Origin of the sequence: Hyphomicrobium denitrificans 1NES1 (assembly GCF_000230975.2) — a bacterium.
Lineage (GTDB): Bacteria > Pseudomonadota > Alphaproteobacteria > Rhizobiales > Hyphomicrobiaceae > Hyphomicrobium_B > Hyphomicrobium_B denitrificans_A.
On sequence record NC_021172.1, the window covers coordinates 2821764 to 2835518 of the forward strand.

General features: G+C 60.0%; 11 protein-coding genes and 1 tRNA gene. 7 read left to right on the forward strand and 5 right to left on the reverse strand.

Annotated elements, in window-relative coordinates; all coding sequences use genetic code 11:
- Nucleotides 1-46: 46 nt before the first annotated feature.
- The 3 genes from HYPDE_RS13520 (at nucleotide 47) to HYPDE_RS13530 (ending at nucleotide 2807) form a co-directional block, all read left to right on the forward strand.
- Nucleotides 47-493 carry a DUF1036 domain-containing protein gene (locus HYPDE_RS13520; protein WP_015599052.1) on the forward strand — a complete coding sequence of 149 codons (447 nt, stop codon included), beginning with the start codon at nucleotides 47-49 and terminating at the stop codon, nucleotides 491-493.
- Nucleotides 490-1935 (forward strand): pyruvate kinase, encoded by a 1446-nt coding sequence (pyk, locus tag HYPDE_RS13525; RefSeq protein ID WP_015599053.1) that lies wholly within the window; start codon nucleotides 490-492, stop codon nucleotides 1933-1935. The genes HYPDE_RS13520 and pyk overlap by 4 nt, the downstream gene beginning before the upstream one ends.
- Before the next feature lie 116 nt (nucleotides 1936-2051).
- Nucleotides 2052-2807 (forward strand): DUF4336 domain-containing protein, encoded by a 756-nt coding sequence (locus HYPDE_RS13530; RefSeq protein WP_041321315.1) that lies wholly within the window; start codon nucleotides 2052-2054, stop codon nucleotides 2805-2807.
- A gap of 28 nt (nucleotides 2808-2835) precedes the next feature.
- On the opposite strand, the gene HYPDE_RS13535 is transcribed toward HYPDE_RS13530, so the two are convergent.
- From HYPDE_RS13535 to cpdR, 4 genes are all read right to left on the reverse strand, one after another.
- On the reverse strand, nucleotides 2836-3561 hold the full coding sequence (locus HYPDE_RS13535; RefSeq protein WP_041320500.1) for a tetratricopeptide repeat protein: 726 nt from the start codon (nucleotides 3559-3561) through the stop codon (nucleotides 2836-2838).
- A gap of 84 nt (nucleotides 3562-3645) precedes the next feature.
- Nucleotides 3646-3771, reverse strand: coding sequence for a type B 50S ribosomal protein L36 (ykgO, locus tag HYPDE_RS13540; protein ID WP_013216601.1), 126 nt, complete (start codon nucleotides 3769-3771; stop codon nucleotides 3646-3648).
- 19 nt (nucleotides 3772-3790) lie between these two features.
- Nucleotides 3791-3865 (reverse strand) — tRNA-Val (locus tag HYPDE_RS13545).
- Nucleotides 3866-3954: 89 nt separating this feature from the next.
- On the reverse strand, nucleotides 3955-4341 hold the full coding sequence (cpdR, locus tag HYPDE_RS13550) for a cell cycle two-component system response regulator CpdR (RefSeq protein WP_015599056.1): 387 nt from the start codon (nucleotides 4339-4341) through the stop codon (nucleotides 3955-3957).
- Nucleotides 4342-4607: 266 nt separating this feature from the next.
- Here cpdR and HYPDE_RS13555 point away from each other — a divergent pair, with 266 nt between their 5' ends.
- Both HYPDE_RS13555 and hisN read left to right on the forward strand, forming a co-directional pair.
- Nucleotides 4608-5507, forward strand: coding sequence for an N-formylglutamate amidohydrolase (locus tag HYPDE_RS13555; RefSeq protein ID WP_015599057.1), 900 nt, complete (start codon nucleotides 4608-4610; stop codon nucleotides 5505-5507).
- A 550-nt stretch (nucleotides 5508-6057) separates the two neighbouring features.
- Nucleotides 6058-6870 (forward strand): histidinol-phosphatase, encoded by an 813-nt coding sequence (gene hisN / locus HYPDE_RS13560; RefSeq protein WP_015599058.1) that lies wholly within the window; start codon nucleotides 6058-6060, stop codon nucleotides 6868-6870.
- Here hisN and HYPDE_RS13565 read toward each other — a convergent pair.
- Complete coding sequence (locus tag HYPDE_RS13565; RefSeq protein WP_041321319.1) at nucleotides 6867-7835, reverse strand: alpha/beta fold hydrolase; 969 nt, start codon at nucleotides 7833-7835, stop codon at nucleotides 6867-6869. The genes hisN and HYPDE_RS13565 overlap by 4 nt on opposite strands.
- 208 nt (nucleotides 7836-8043) lie before the next feature.
- Between HYPDE_RS13565 and HYPDE_RS13570 the strand changes: the two genes are divergently transcribed.
- Nucleotides 8044-8496: an Hsp20 family protein gene (locus HYPDE_RS13570; protein ID WP_041321321.1), complete on the forward strand. Its 453-nt coding sequence runs from the start codon at nucleotides 8044-8046 to the stop codon at nucleotides 8494-8496.
- A gap of 534 nt (nucleotides 8497-9030) precedes the next feature.
- The gene (gene gltB, locus HYPDE_RS13580) at nucleotides 9031-13755 is read left to right on the forward strand and encodes a glutamate synthase large subunit (protein WP_041321323.1); all 4725 of its coding nucleotides are present in this window, start codon (nucleotides 9031-9033) and stop codon (nucleotides 13753-13755) included.

Sequence of the window (13755 nt, forward strand, 5' to 3'; positions counted from 1 at the left end):
CCTCACGGCGCGCCCGACGCGTACCACATGCAGACGGAGGGCAAACTTGCCGCCACATTTCGTTTCGCGCGCGTTTACGCATCCGCTTGTGCTGTGTCTCAGTCTCCTCCTCTCGGCTACTGTCGCGCACGCCGACCTGAAATTATGCAATATCACGTCGAGCCGGGTTGGTGTTGCAATCGGCTATCAGGATAAGTCGGGCTGGGCGACGGAAGGATGGTGGAACATCGCTTCGCAGACGTGCGAAACGCTGCTCAAGGGTGCGCTGCCAAGCCGCTATGTTTACGTTCACGCCGTCGACTACGATCGCGGCGGCGAATGGGGCGGCAAAAACGACATGTGCACGAACGACAAGTCGTTCGCCATCCGGGGGGTTCAGGATTGCGAAAAACGCGGATATAAGCGCACGGGATTTTTTGAAGTCGATACCGGAGAGGCGAAGGAATGGACCATCCGCCTCACTGATCCGGGGCAAGGAAAAGCGGAAAAATGAGACGTAACCGGCGGGTCAAGATCGTTGCAACGCTTGGACCCGCGTCTGCCGCTCCGGAGATGGTGGAGCGTCTTTTCATCGCAGGCGTTGATGTTTTCCGCATCAACATGAGCCACTCATCCCACGATGGCTCGAAGGCGCTCTACAATACGGTTCGCGCGTGCGCGGCACGCCACCGTCACCCAATCGGCATCCTCGCCGACCTGCAGGGTCCCAAGTTCCGCATCGGCAATTTCGAAACCGGACGCGTGCAGGTCAAAACCGGCTCGATCTTCAAGTTCGACCTCGACGAGTCGCTCGGTAACAGCGAGCGCGTTTACCTGCCTCATCCGCAGATCTTCGAAGCCATGCAGCCGGGGCACTTGCTGGTGCTCGACGACGGCAAGCTCAGGATGCGCGTCGTCGAAACGTCGAAAGTTCAGATCCACGCGGAAGTCACGACGGGCGGCATGCTGGCGAGCCGCAAGGGCATTTCTATGCCGGATACGCTTCTGCCCATCAGCCCACTCACGGAGAAAGACAAGGCCGACCTCGCTCATGCCTTGAAGCTCGGTGTCGACTGGGTGGCGCTGTCGTTCGTGCAGCGCGCCGAGGACATTCATGAAATCCGCAATCTCATCGGCACGCGCGCGGCGATCCTTTCGAAGATCGAGAAGCCGTCGGCCGTCGCCGATCTCGAAAACGTCATCGCGGCATCCGATGCCATCATGGTGGCGCGCGGCGACCTTGGCGTCGAAATGCCGGTCGAACGTGTGCCCGGCATTCAAAAGAAGATGACACGCATGGCGCGCGCCGCAGGCAAGCCCGTGATCATCGCGACGCAGATGCTCGAAAGCATGATCTCGTCGCCGATGCCGACGCGCGCCGAAGTCTCCGACGTCGCCAACGCGGTGTTCGACGGCGCCGATGCGATCATGCTGTCGGCCGAGAGCGCCGTCGGACAATACCCGGTCGAAGCGATCCAGATGATGGACAAGATCGCCATCGAGGTGGAACACGATCCCGTCTACGAGGCGATGCTTTATGCGACGCAGACCGAGCCGCAGCCGACGGGCGCCGACGCCATCGCCGCCGCCGCATCCGCAATCGCCGACACAGTGCAGCTCGGCGCCATCGTCTGCTACACGGCCACGGGTTCGACGGTTCTGCGCGTGACGCGCGAGCGGCCAGGCATTCCAGTCATAGGGCTAACACCGATCGAGTCGACGGCGCGGCGCCTGGCGCTCGTCTGGGGCGTGCAGACGATCCTGACAGGCGACCCCGAGAACCTTTCGCACATGGTGCGCAAGGCCTGCCGCATCGCCTTCGAGGAAGGGCTGGTGAAGGCGCGCGAAGGCGTGCTCATCACGGCAGGTATTCCGCTCGGAAGCCCCGGCGCAACCAATATGATCCGTATCGCGTTCGTGGATGAATCCGGCGCGCCAATCGCCGAAGAGGTCTAGCGCCGGCGCTCTGTCCCTGTTTCATTTGTGCGCCTCCGGCGAGTCTTGCGCTGGATCCCTGGCCTTCGACGCGCTGTGCGCGCTTGGCCGAGGATGACGGAATCACGGAGGCCGCTGTGAGCAACGACCCGCGCCAAGCGACGTACGCGCCGCTCAACACGTTAAAGAGCGTCACGAAAAATGTATGGCTGGTTGATGGGCCTTTGATCCGCTTTGGCCCGCCTGGGCTGAAGGTGCCGTTTCCGACGCGCATGACGATCATCAGGGTCGGCGCGTCCGATCTTTTCGTCCATTCGCCGACTGCGCTTACGCCGGAGCTGAAGGCTGAAGTTGCAAACCTGGGGCGTCCGCGATGGCTGATCGCGCCGAACAGGCTGCACTATTGGTGGGTGCCGCAGTGGAAGAAAGCCTTTCCGGACACGACCGTCTATCTCGCACCGCGCGTGGCCGAACAGGCAGGCGCGCGCATCGACGTCCCGTACTCGGAGCTTGATCGCGACGTGGGTTATCCGTGGGACGCCGACATCGCGACGCTTACCGTTACCGGCAGCTACATGACGGAAGTCGTGTTCTTCCACCGTGCGAGCCGAACGCTGCTCGTCGCCGACCTCATCGAAAATTTCGAGCCCCGCAAACTTTCGCTTGGAATGCGGTTTCTGACATGGCTTGGCGGCTGCCTCGATCCAGACGGCAGCATGCCTCGTGACATGCGCCTCTCGTACGGCAAGCAAAAGCCCGAGCTTCGCGCGGCGATCGAGAAGATGATCGCTTGGAACCCGGAGCGGATCATTCTCGCGCACGGTCGCTGGTATCAGCGCGACGGGGCGCAGGAACTCAAACGGGCGTTCCGGTGGGTTCTGCAGGCGGGCTGATACCGTTGCGAAGCGAGCGCCGGGCGCGTCAAATCCCCTGGCCTTCGACTTCCTTCTTCAGTTCGTCTCGCGCCGTCTCGCCGCCCTCGATATTCGGGTGAATCTTCAAAAGCTGGTCGTAGGCTTCGAGCGCGGCTTTCTTCTCGCCCATCTGCGTCAGGATCTTGGCCATGCCGTCAAGGGCGCGGAAGTGGTTCGGATCGAGTGCCAAAGCGCGCCGCAAGTCGCCGAGCGCCGCCGGATAATTGTTGAGCCGGTATTCTATGTATGCGCGGTGGCTCCACGCCTCGGCGTAATCGGGCGCCAGATCAACCGCCGCGTCGAGCAGCGGCAATGCCTTGTCGTTTTCATTCTTCGATGAGAACAGCTCGGCGCGGTCGATCAGCAGATTGACCGTGTCGCCACCGGACAGCCGCCAAAGCCGTTCGATGGCCGCACCGATCTCGCCAGCCTGACGATGGTCACCCGTCGTCGCAAGAAAGGCGTAGAGATTGCTGAGGGTCTTCGACGCTTCTTCAGGGGACTTCGGCCAGGGCATGCCCATCATGCCGGGATCACCCCGTTGGGCCGTTCCGGGCTGCGGCGCCGTCGGTGGAGGTGCCTCACGCTTTGGAGGCGCTTGCGGCGGCGTAGGTGCCGGGGCCGGCTGTCCGGGAAACGGCTGGGTTTTCAAAAGCTCGTCGTCTGCCGCTGCCGGTACGGTGCCCACAGCCACGGCGAAGCCGATCAATAGAATGCGCGCGCAAGCTATCATGCCCCGACCCTATCGAGCGGCGGGGAAGCGGTCAAAAAGAGTCTCGTGAATTCACAGTAACGTCCAAAGCGGCCGAAAACGGCATCAGCCCTGGCGCGCCTTGAACCTGCGATGCGTCTTGTTGATCACGTAGACGCGCCCTTTGCGACGAACGACGCGATTATCGCGGTGCCGCGAACGGAGGGATTTCAAAGAGTTTCTAACTTTCATAACGACACCGGTTTAAGGATGGTGGGCACTAGAGGGATCGAACCTCTGACCCCTACCATGTCAAGGTAGTGCTCTACCGCTGAGCTAAGTGCCCGAAGAAGCGAGCTTCTAGGGGGATTAATCCCTCCCGGTCAAGCCCTGAACGAGGGTTTCTTGGAATGTGCCGGAGTTGCCGCATGCAGATCAAGCCGCAAGCAGGCGATCCACCTCGCGAACCAGATCCTTGAGGTGGAAGGGTTTCGACAATACCCGGGCTTCCTTGGGCGGCTGATTCTCGCTGTTGAGAACGACCGCGGCAAAGCCCGTTATGAACATGATCTTGAGATCGGGGTCGATCTCGCTGGCGCGGCGCGCAAGCTCGATGCCGTCCATCTTCGGCATCACGATGTCCGTCAGCAAAAGCGTGAACGGCTCTCGCTTCAGGCGCTCATAGGCTTCCTCGCCGTTCTCGAAAGCCACGACGTCGTAATGGGCTTTTTCCAATGCTTTGACGAGAAAACCGCGCATCGAATCGTCATCCTCCGCAAGCAGGATGCGGCGCAGCGGCAGGCTTGAGGGCTTAACAGGCATGGGAACTCTGAAATGAAGCGGAACTTGAACGTAACCGATACTGCACAGTTCGTCTGGCGCAAACTTGGCCCGAGTTTGGTAAACGGAGCATGAAATTGTGGAGAGTTGCACCCAAGTCGCGCCTTACGAACTTCGACAGCGCATTTGGCGTTATTGGCCACCAGAGAGATTAAGTCACGCATGGACTTCCCCATCACACGTTGGCAGAGTGTCGTTCCTCTGATCGTCAATTTGTCGCGGAAGCAATCGAAGGTACTCTTTCTCGAATGTCCGAAACCCACCTTCACAGCGTGCCGTCCGCCTTTTTCCCATCCTTCGATGTCCTCCCGCCGCGCGTGCAAACTGCGCCCTTCGTTTTTTCATCGCCGCATTCGGGCCGGCTCTATCCGCCCGAGTTTGTTGCGATTTCACGGCTCGACCCGAAAACGCTCAGGCGGTCAGAGGACTGTTTCGTCGATAAGCTATTCTGCCCGGTCGCCGAACTGGGTGCGCCGCTGATCAGCGCCCGATTTCCGCGCGCCTACCTCGATCTCAACCGCGAACCTTACGAGCTTGATCCGGAACTCGTCGGTGAAGATCTTCCTGCGCATGCGAACACACAATCCATTCGTGTGGCCGGCGGCCTCGGGACGGTTGCCAGGATCGTGGCAGACGGTGAAGAAATTTATCCCAACCGACTGAGCCTCGAGAGCGTGCTCGATCGCATCGAGCAACTTTATTTTCCATTCCACGCCGAGCTGTCGCGACTTATCGCTCAGACCAACGAGATGTTTGGTTATGCGGTGCTGATCGACTGCCACTCGATGCCGTCGGCTGCGATGGCACCGGGCGGCGCACTACGGCCCGACATCGTGATCGGTGACCGCTTCGGAGCATCTTCCGACCCGCGCCTGACACTGCTCGTTCGCAACGAATTTCAGCGGCGAGGTTTCAAGGTGCAACTGAACCGTCCCTATGCGGGCGGCTACATTACCGAACACCATGGACGTCCTGCCCACGGTACACATGCGTTGCAGCTCGAGATCAATCGCGGGCTTTACATGAACGAAATGACGTTCGAGCCGAACAATGGCTATACCGCTCTTGCCAAGGCGCTCGATGAAATCGTCCGCTGTCTTTTTGCAGAAGTGCCGACCTTACTAGATTTTCGCGCTGCAGCGGAGTAAGAGCGCTTTAGGGCGCCATACATTAACGGTCCCGCGAGCCAGCCCACAGCATTAACCGGCCAAGAAAAAGGGCCGTCCGATACTCGAACGGCCCAAGTCTAGGGAGGAAACGCCCAAGGAGGGCTGCGAAGCGCGAGCGAAAGCTCACATATCGCACTGCAAAAATAACGATGCATTGCATCATGGACAAATGCGAATTATGCAGAGCTGGAAGCTAAAAAGCGCGGATCTCGCATAGCTCACGCCGCCGGCCGGACCGGCATAAAGAAAGGCCGTTCGTAAGAACGGCCCAAGTCTAGGGAGGAAACGCCCAAATTGGGCAGCGATTGCGAAGAAGCGTGTTCACACAACCGCAGGGCAAAGATGATCTGCTTCGGCGGCGCTCGCAATCTCCACGAGTATAGCCATAGCGCATTCGCAAATAGATGTATCTAGCGCGCCACAACTTAGGTTACTTGGATATAACTGATTTAATATTGTACTTTGTTCCCAATAGATTTGCTCGCCATGTACCATCATAGGCAAGCACTTGAAAATACAAGGTGAGCGCGTGTCCGGGTCGTTGCCCGCAGCAGATTTCCAAGCCATCGTGCGAGTGGCTCATGAACTGGCCGATATTTCGGGCCCGGTCGTTCTCAAACACTTCCGCAAAGCCTTACCTGTGGAAAACAAGGCCGGCGGCGGCGCATTTGACCCGGTCACGAAGGCCGACAGGGGTGCAGAGAAGGCGATTGTCCAAGCCCTTGCAGCGAAAATGCCCAACGACGGAGTTTTCGGCGAGGAGTTCGGTACGAAAGGGGGCGACAGTCCGTACCAGTGGGTCATCGATCCGATCGACGGGACGAGATCTTTCATCATCGGGTCGCCGCTGTGGGGCACTCTCATCGGCGTGCTGCGAGACGGAAAGCCGTTTTTCGGACTGATGGATCAGCCGTTTACGGGCGAACGTTTCTGGTCCGGCGACCGCGCATCCTATCACAGCGTCGGTGGCGGCCGGCCGGCACGTCTCAAGACACGCGCGTGTGCAAATCTCGCAGATGCGGTGCTGGCGTCGACACATCCGGACCTGTTCGAAAGCGCAGACCAGGCTGCCGTTCTCGACCGCCTCAAAGCGTCCGCGCGGCTGACCCGATATGGCGGCGACTGCTATAATTATTGCCTGCTTGCGGCAGGGTTCATCGACATCGTGCTCGAACCGGGCCTCAAGCCCTACGATATCGTCGCGCTCATTCCGATCATCGAAAGGGCGGGCGGGCGCGTCACGACATGGACGGGCGGCGCCGCGTCGAGCGGCGGCGACATCATCGCATGCGGCGATACCCGTCTGCACGAAGCAGTGCTGACGCTGATCAATAAGGCTTAAGCCTTTTCCGACGATGTAGCCGTAATGCCCATGTAGGCATCGAAAGCGGCCCAGAAACGCTGGCGCACTGCGTCTGTTTCCTGGAGGATCTCGTGGCGGGACCCCGGCATCAGAATGTGTGCGCCGAACTTCAGGTCGACGGCAAAGTCTTCAATCGCCTGGGTCGAGACGACTTTGTCGGCTCCGGCCGCGAAAAGCATCATCGGAACGCAGACATATTTCGGATAGTCGGGCCGAAGCAGCATGGCCGTGCTTCTGAGCGCCGCTCTCAGCCAGCCGACGGTCGGCGAGCCAGTTGCCAGTTCGGGGGCTGCCTCGATGACCGCTTTGTTGCGCGACCAGCGCACATGGTCCGACGTCAGCCGGTTCGTTTCAAAATCCTTGAAATCGTCCGGCTCGTCGCCTCCGCCCCGGACATACGCTCCGGCGAAGCCAAACAGGCACGCGACGTTCGCATAGATACGCGCGGCGGCAGGACTGACACCGAGCATATTTTGATGAATTGCGATCATCGGCGCCATGAGAACCATGCGGGCGAATGGGCTCGCCTCGTCCTGCGCATTGCGGAGAAGGATGTTGCCGCCAAGCGAATGGCCGAGCCCGATCAGCGGTTGAGGCAGCGCCGGCTTGACGATTTCGTCTATGAAGATCGCAAGATCGCGATCGTATTCGGTGAAAGCGATAACGTGACCTTTGTGGGGGTTTGAGAGCAGGCGCTCGGAACCTCCCTGGCCTCTCAGATCGAAAGTCGCAACGGCAAAGCCGCGGCGGCGGAGATCCGCGATTACCTCAAAATATTTTTCGATGAATTCACCGCGCCCTTGCACGATGCAGACCGTGCCGCGAACCGGTCCGCGCGTCGGCTGCCAAAGTGCGGAACGCAGCTTGAGGCCGTCGTAGCCGTCAAATTCTGCAACCATCGCGCCGCTCGGCACCGGGTTGATCGAGAGTGATACGAGTTTCATGGCGCTCTCCGGCTTGCGGCGCGTCTGCGGCGTTAACAAAGTCTAGCGTGCCGCCTAGGCACTTGGCAGCCCATCGACGGGCCTCTTGAAGTAGAACTTGCTCTTCCTACCTCTTTGTTGCGGTTGCCGCGAAGCGGGGCCGCACCAGGAAGAGCCGGACTCGATCGCCGGGCCGGCTCACATGTCGCTTCTCATGGAGGATATGTTCATGCGACACACCGAATTTGCTCCCTTCTATCGTTCTGCCATCGGCTTCGACCGCCTGTTTCAGCTGTTGGATCAGTCGACGGGCTTCGACAGCGAATCGACCTATCCGCCCTACAATATCGAGCGGACTGGCGAAAATGCGTATCGCATCTCTCTTGCGGTGGCAGGTTTTTCACCCGAGGAGCTAAAAATCGAGGTCAAGGAACAGACGCTGTCTGTTTCCGGTGAGAAGGCCGCAGAAGCGGAGGGCAAGACCTACCTTCACCGTGGCATCGCAGCCCGGGCTTTCGAGCGGCGCTTCCAGCTTGCCGATCACGTCGACGTGACGGGCGCCAAGTTCGAGAACGGCCTCCTGCATGTCGATCTCGTCCGCAATGTTCCGGAAAGCAAAAAGCCGCGGACGATTGCGATCGGCTCCAGTGAGGCAAAGCAGCTTGAGGCTCAGGCCGCCTAGCAGACTTTAAACTCGTTGAAAATGCCGAGCAGCCGTGTGCTTTGCACGCGGCTGCTTTGCCATGCCGGTCCAACACCGCCGGCCTCGTCAATTTATCGCGTGAGCGCGCTGCTCGACTGTCCAAAAACGTCGTTCAAAAGTTATATGCTTTCCCACTTGTGTGTGGGTCGCAAATCTGTAGAATGAAGCACATAGGTCAGTATTGCTGACCTTTATTGGAACGCCGATGCTGCATTTGAAAGCACGTCCGCCAGATGCCCGGTCGCCTTCGACGGCGGCCGCGACGAAACGCATGCGTCGAAAATCGACGCGCTGACGGCGACCGCAGCTCGCGTAGCATTTCGGAACCCCAGACAAACGGTTGTCCAGGGTCGAAATTTCAACCGCGGTCCGTCGAAAAGCGCTCACAGGCGACGCATCAGCCGTCCCCGAATTGAAATGCAGATCGAGCCCAAATCCGATGGCTCCTGCCAATGAGATAAAAACTTACGAACGTTCATGATCAGAGGCCAGCGATGGCCGCACGAGGCAAAGATGAGCGAAGGCTACCTACCCCCGCTGGAAGATGAAATCGGACCAGAGGGCCGCCCGGCACCTGAGGGGCTTTTCGATCCGGCGCTTGAGCGGGACGCGTGCGGTGTCGGCTTTATCGCTAATCTGAAAGGCCAGAAGTCGCACTCGATCGTCGAGAGCGCACTCAAAATTCTGGAAAACCTTGAGCACCGCGGCGCAGTCGGAGCCGATCCGCTGTCGGGCGACGGTGCGGGTATCCTGATCCAAATTCCACATGATTTTCTGGCGGCGGAAACGAAGGCGCTCGGCTTCGAACTGCCGGAGTTCGGCGATTATGCCGTGGGCCATGTCTTCATGCCGCAAGACGAGCGGTTGAGAGCACACTGCGAACGGGTCTGGGCGCGATGCGTCAAGGAAGAAGGCCTGAAGCTTCTCGGGTGGCGTTCGGTTCCGGTCGACAACAGCTGCCTTTCCCCGATGGTCCGCGCCAGCGAGCCGGTGCACCGGCAGGTTTTCATCGGACAACCTCATTCCATCGCGGATCAGGATGAGTTCGAACGGCGCCTTTATATTGTCCGCAAGGTCGTCTCGAACGCGATCCACGATGCCTACAAGGGCCGTGACATCGGTCACTATACCGTGTCGCTGTCGACGCGGACGGTCGTCTACAAGGGCATGTTCCTGTCATATCAGGTGAAGGTCTATTTCAAGGATCTTTCCGACCCGCGCCTGACGTCGGCATTGGCGCTCGTCCACCAGCGCTTCTCAACCAATACCTTTCCATCCTGGAGGCTCGCCCATCCCTACCGGATGGTCGCGCACAACGGCGAAATCAATACACTCCGCGGCAACGTCAACTGGATGGCGGCGCGGCAAGCATCCGTCTCGTCGCCATTGTTCGGCGCAGACATCTCAAAGCTCTGGCCGATCTCCTATGAAGGCCAGTCCGATACGGCGTGCTTCGACAATGCACTCGAATTCCTGACGATGGGCGGTTACAGCCTCGCGCACGCGGCGATGATGCTGATCCCCGAAGCGTGGGCCGGCAATCCGACGATGGACGCGAAGCGGCGTGCCTTCTACGAATATCACGCCTGTCTGATGGAACCGTGGGACGGCCCGGCGGCGATGGCCTTTACGGACGGCCGTCAGATCGGTGCGACGCTCGACCGTAACGGGCTCCGGCCCGCGCGTTATCTCGTGACGAAGGACGACACCGTCATCATGTCGTCGGAATCGGGCGTGCTGCCGGTCGACGAAGAAAGGATCGTCAAGAAGTGGCGGCTGCAGCCCGGCAAGATGCTGCTGATCGATCTTGAGAAGGGTCGCATCGTTTCAGACGAAGAATTGAAAGCCGAGATTGCCGCAAGCCATCCTTACGAAACCTGGCTGAAGCGCACGCAGATCAAGGTCGCCGATCTGCCGTTGCCCGCCAAAGCCGCAGCTTCGGCAAAGTCGAACGTTGCGCTTTTGGATCTGCAGCAATCCTTCGGCTACACGCAGGAAAGCATCAAGTTTCTGCTTTCTCCAATGGCAGAAAAGGGTGAGGAAGCGATCGGCGCGATGGGCAACGATGCGCCGATCTCGGCGCTGTCGTCGAAGTCGAAGCTTTTGCACACCTACTTCAAGCAGAACTTCGCGCAGGTCACCAACCCGCCGATCGATTCGATCCGCGAAGAACTGGTGATGAGCCTCGTCTCGTTCATCGGGCCGCGCCCGAACATTCTCGAACTCGAAGGAACATCGAAGCAAAAGCGCCTCGAGGTCGATCAGCCGATCCTGACGAACGAAGATCTCGAACGCATCCGCGGCATCGGCGCCGTCAAGGACAACGACTTCGCGTCGATTACTATCGACATCACCTATCCCGCCGAGAAGGGCGAAGCGGGCATGGGGCCGGCGCTCGACGGCGTCTGCGCGGAAGCCGAAGAGTTCGTGCGCGCCAAGGAATACAACATCATCATTCTCTCGGACCGTCGCACAGGACCGGATCGCATTGCCATTCCATCGCTGCTCGCGACATCGGCCGTGCATCATCACTTGATCAAGCAAGGCCTCAGAACGTCGGTCGGGCTTGTGATCGAGACGGGTGAAGCGCACGAGATCCATCAATTCTGCACACTCGCCGGATACGGCGCGGAAGCGATCAATCCCTATCTCGCGTTCGAGACGCTTTATTCGATGATTCCGGATCTGCCCGAGGGCACAACGCCGGACCTCGTCAAGAAGCGGTTCATCAAGGCCATCGGCAAAGCCATGCTGAAGGTCATGGCGAAGATGGGCATCTCGACCTACCAGTCCTACTGCGGCGCGCAGATTTTCGATGCCGTCGGGCTGCGTTCGACCTTCATCGATCGCTACTTCACCGGCACGCATACCCAAGTCGAAGGCGTTGGGTTGCGTGAGATCGCGCGCGAGACCGTCGAGCGGCACAAGGCAGCTTTCGGCGATGCTCCGGTGCTGGCAAATGCGCTGGAAGTCGGTGGCGAGTATGCCTACCGCGTGCGCGGCGAATCTCACATGTGGCGGCCATGGACGGTTGCCGATCTGCAGCATGCGGTTCGCGGCACCGATAACGCCGCCGCAATGAGCGGTCGCGTCCCGCAAAAGTTCCGCGACTATTCGAAGTCGATCAACGACCAGTCCGAACAGTTGATGACGCTACGCGGCATGTTCCGCATTCGCTCGGCGGAAAGCATGGGCCGCAAGCCGATCCCGCTCGACGAAGTCGAACCGGCGGCCAGCATCGTGAAGCGGTTTGCGACTGGCGCAATGAGCTTCGGCTCGATCAGCCGCGAAGCCCACACAACTCTCGCGATTGCGATGAACCGCATCGGCGGGCGCTCGAACACGGGCGAAGGCGGCGAAGAGGCCGATCGCTTCAAGCCCCTCCAAAACGGCGATTCGATGCGCTCCGCGATCAAGCAGGTTGCGTCCGGACGGTTCGGCGTGACGACGGAATATCTCGTCAATTCCGACATGATGCAGATCAAGATGGCGCAGGGTGCCAAGCCCGGCGAAGGCGGCCAGCTGCCGGGCCACAAGGTCGACGCGACGATTGCGAAGGTGCGCCACGCCACTCCGGGCGTCGGCCTGATTTCGCCGCCGCCGCATCATGACATCTACTCGATCGAAGACCTGGCGCAGCTCATCTACGACCTGAAGAACGTCAACCCGAAAGCCGACGTTTCGGTAAAGCTCGTGTCGGAGGTCGGCGTCGGCACCGTCGCCGCCGGTGTTGCGAAGGCGCGCGCAGACCATGTGACGATCTCCGGCTTCGAGGGCGGCACGGGCGCTTCACCACTGACGTCTATCAAGCATGCTGGCTCGCCCTGGGAGATCGGCCTCGCTGAAACGCATCAAACGCTCGTCGGCAATCGCCTCAGGGGACGCATCGCCGTTCAGGTCGACGGCGGCATTAGGACCGGCCGCGACGTCGTCATCGGTGCGCTGCTCGGCGCCGACGAGTTCGGCTTTGCAACCGCTCCTTTGATCGCGGCGGGCTGCATCATGATGCGCAAGTGCCATCTCAACACATGTCCTGTCGGCGTCGCGACGCAGGACCCTGTTCTGCGCGCCAAGTTCACGGGCAAGCCTGAGCATGTCATCAACTTCTTCTTCTTCGTTGCGGAGGAAGTCCGCGAAATCATGGCACAGCTTGGCTTCCATACGTTCAGCGAGATGATCGGGCAGACCGACCAGCTCGACAAGGATCGCGCCATCGAACACTGGAAAGCGCGCGGCCTCGATTTCACGAAGCTCTTCCACAAGCCGAATGCTCCGAAGGGCGTCGCGATCTACAACAGCGAGCGCCAGAACCACGGTCTCGACAAGGTGCTTGACGTCAAGCTGATCGAAGCAGCGAAGCCGGCTCTCGAAACGAAGAAGGCCATCAAGGCTGAATTCGCTATCAAGAACATCAACCGCTCAACCGGCGCGATGCTGTCGGGCGAAGTCGCGAGGCGTTACGGCCATGCGGGGCTTCCAGAGGACACAATCTGGCTGTCGCTCAAGGGCACCGCAGGCCAGGCATTCGGCGCCTGGGCAACGCACGGCGTAACGCTCGATCTGACCGGCGAAGGCAATGACTACGTCGGCAAGGGCCTTTCGGGCGGCAAGCTGATCGTGCGGCCAGATCCCAAATCCGGCATCACGCCGGAAGACTCGATCATCGTCGGCAACACGGTGCTCTATGGCGCCATCACAGGTGAATGCTATTTCTGCGGCGTCGCCGGCGAGCGCTTTGCCGTCAGGAATTCGGGCGCTTATGCGGTCGTCGAAGGCACCGGCGATCACGGCTGCGAATACATGACCGGCGGCGTCGTTGTCGTGCTCGGTCGGACAGGGCGCAATTTCGCAGCCGGAATGTCGGGCGGCATCGCCTACGTGCTCGACGAAACGGGCGACTTCGCAAACAATCTCAACAAGGACATGGTGCAGCTCGAGGCGCTTTCCGCCGATCCAGGCTCGCTTCAGAAACTTGCGCAGCAGGGCGGCGACGTCGCGATCGCGATTCGAAACGTGATGGTCGACATGCGCAAACAGGATGCGGAACGGCTTCACACCCTGATCGCACGCCATGCGCACTACACCAACTCGCAGCGCGCGTTGGCCATCCTGAACGACTTTGCGTCCTATTTGCCGAAGTTCAAAAAGGTCATGCCGATCGAGTATCGCCGCGCGCTGACCGAACTTGCGAAGGCTCGCGAGACGAATCGCGAAGCGGAAGCAGTGGCGAAAGTGTAA

Coding starts and splice junctions, on each gene's coding strand:
- pyk (WP_015599053.1), top strand. CDS start 490: ATGAGACGTAACCGGCGGGTCAAGATCGTTGCAACGCTTGGACCCGCG.
- HYPDE_RS13535 (WP_041320500.1), bottom strand. CDS start 3,561: ATGATAGCTTGCGCGCGCATTCTATTGATCGGCTTCGCCGTGGCTGTG.
- ykgO (WP_013216601.1), bottom strand. CDS start 3,771: ATGAAAGTTAGAAACTCTTTGAAATCCCTCCGTTCGCGGCACCGCGAT.
- cpdR (WP_015599056.1), bottom strand. CDS start 4,341: ATGCCTGTTAAGCCCTCAAGCCTGCCGCTGCGCCGCATCCTGCTTGCG.
- HYPDE_RS13555 (WP_015599057.1), top strand. CDS start 4,608: ATGTCCGAAACCCACCTTCACAGCGTGCCGTCCGCCTTTTTCCCATCC.
- HYPDE_RS13565 (WP_041321319.1), bottom strand. CDS start 7,835: ATGAAACTCGTATCACTCTCGATCAACCCGGTGCCGAGCGGCGCGATG.
- HYPDE_RS13570 (WP_041321321.1), top strand. CDS start 8,044: ATGCGACACACCGAATTTGCTCCCTTCTATCGTTCTGCCATCGGCTTC.
- gltB (WP_041321323.1), top strand. CDS start 9,031: ATGAGCGAAGGCTACCTACCCCCGCTGGAAGATGAAATCGGACCAGAG.